Origin of the sequence: Mesorhizobium sp. M7A.F.Ca.AU.002.02.1.1 (assembly GCF_003998535.1) — a bacterium.
Taxonomy (GTDB): Bacteria; Pseudomonadota; Alphaproteobacteria; order Rhizobiales; family Rhizobiaceae; genus Mesorhizobium; species Mesorhizobium ciceri.
Genome location: NZ_RZPB01001119.1, coordinates 1 through 1469, shown reverse-complemented (window position 1 = coordinate 1469; position 1469 = coordinate 1). Strand labels below are relative to the sequence as shown.

Below are 1469 nucleotides of genomic sequence, written 5' to 3'. Positions count from 1 at the left end.
CTTCAGTCTTGCCTCGTCGGGCCAGTTGCCCGCCTCAACCGCTATGTCGATGTCGACGGGAATATTCCCGTCGCCGGATATTATGTCCTCAGGCATGAAGCCGCATCGCCAACATCAATTCTCGGCGCCGAGGCCACGCGCCAGCTTGGCGTCCCGGTCGTAGGCCCTGACGATTTCCGCCACCAGCGGATGGCGAACCACGTCGCCGTCGTTGAAGCGCACGGTGACCGCGCCCGCCACGCCGTCCAGCACCCGCAAGGCTTCGACCAGACCCGATTTGGTGTTCGAGGGAAGGTCGATCTGGGTCGGATCGCCGGTGACGATCATGCGCGAGTTTTCGCCCAGACGCGTCAGGAACATCTTCATCTGCATCGGCGTGGTGTTCTGCGCCTCGTCGAGGATAACGGCGGCATGCGCCAGCGTGCGGCCGCGCATGAAGGCAAGCGGCGCGATTTCGATCACTTCGGCGGCAATGGCGCGCTCGACCTTGTCGGCCGGCATCATGTCGTAGAGCGCGTCATAGAGCGGCCGCAGATAGGGATCGACCTTCTCCTTCATGTCGCCGGGCAGGAAGCCCAGCCGCTCGCCGGCCTCGACCGCCGGCCGCGAGAGAATGATGCGCTCGACCATGCCGCGCTCGAGCAGCATCGCCGCGTGCGCCACCGCCAGGTAGGTCTTGCCGGTGCCGGCCGGGCCGATGCCGAACACCAGTTCCGACCGTTCAAGCGCCCGCATGTAGGCGTCCTGGTTGAGCGAACGGGCATAGATCGTCTTCTTGCGGGTGGCGATCTGGGCGGCGGAGACCTTGCCCTTGCGTTCCAGCGTTGGCAGGGTCAACTGATCGTCGGCGGCAATCGCCATGCGCACGGCGCCGTCAACGTCGGACTGGCCGATATCGACGCCTTTCTGGAGAATGCCGTAAAGATTGTCCAGGGCGCGGCGCGCCTGCTCGGCGGCAGAAGCGGACCCTTTGATGGTCAGCTGGTTGCCGCGTGAGCGGATGTCGACGCCAAGCTTCTGCTCGAGCCGGGCGAGGTTTTCGTCGAACTGACCATAGAGGGCGCTGGCAAGCTTGTTGTTGTCGAAAGTCAGAACGATGTGCGCCATGTCAGAAGCCCCAGATGCCGGTACCGGGGGCAGGTTCTTCAGCTCTGCTGCGCTCAACCGTCTCTCCTCATCTGCCGAGACCCTCAGGCCAATTCGGCGAACAGGCTGTTGTAGCCCGTCTTCGTGATTCGCACCTGGATAATGTCACCGATTTCGCCGGCCTTTTCATCAACAATAACCGGCTGCAGCCAAGGTGAGCGGCCTACCTTCTGGCCGGCCTGGCGGCCGGGCTTCTCGATCAGCGTGTCGATGGTGCTGCCGATGAGGCTCAAGCCGAAGTCCTGCTGCTGCTTCACAAGCAGAGCCTGCAGCCGCTGCAGGCGCTCGTCCTTGACCGTTTCCGGCACATGATCGGCCATTTC

Annotated in this window: 2 protein-coding genes and 1 pseudogene; all 3 read right to left on the bottom strand. The window is 63.6% G+C overall.

Features of this window, described 5'->3' with window-relative positions; genetic code table 11:
• Nucleotides 1-96, bottom strand: a pseudogene (locus EN879_RS35645) (rRNA maturation RNase YbeY); the annotation flags it as partial.
• 18 nt (nucleotides 97-114) lie between these two features.
• Complete coding sequence (locus EN879_RS35640) at nucleotides 115-1107, bottom strand: PhoH family protein (protein WP_023758127.1); 993 nt, start codon at nucleotides 1105-1107, stop codon at nucleotides 115-117.
• Between the two features lie 83 nt (nucleotides 1108-1190).
• A partial coding sequence (locus tag EN879_RS35635) for a TRAM domain-containing protein (RefSeq protein ID WP_127274700.1) occupies nucleotides 1191-1469 on the bottom strand: 279 nt, incomplete at its 5' end.

Excerpts from the sequence above, each read along its gene's own strand:
- EN879_RS35640 (WP_023758127.1), bottom strand. The coding sequence starts at position 1,107 with ATGGCGCACATCGTTCTGACTTTCGACAACAACAAGCTTGCCAGCGCC.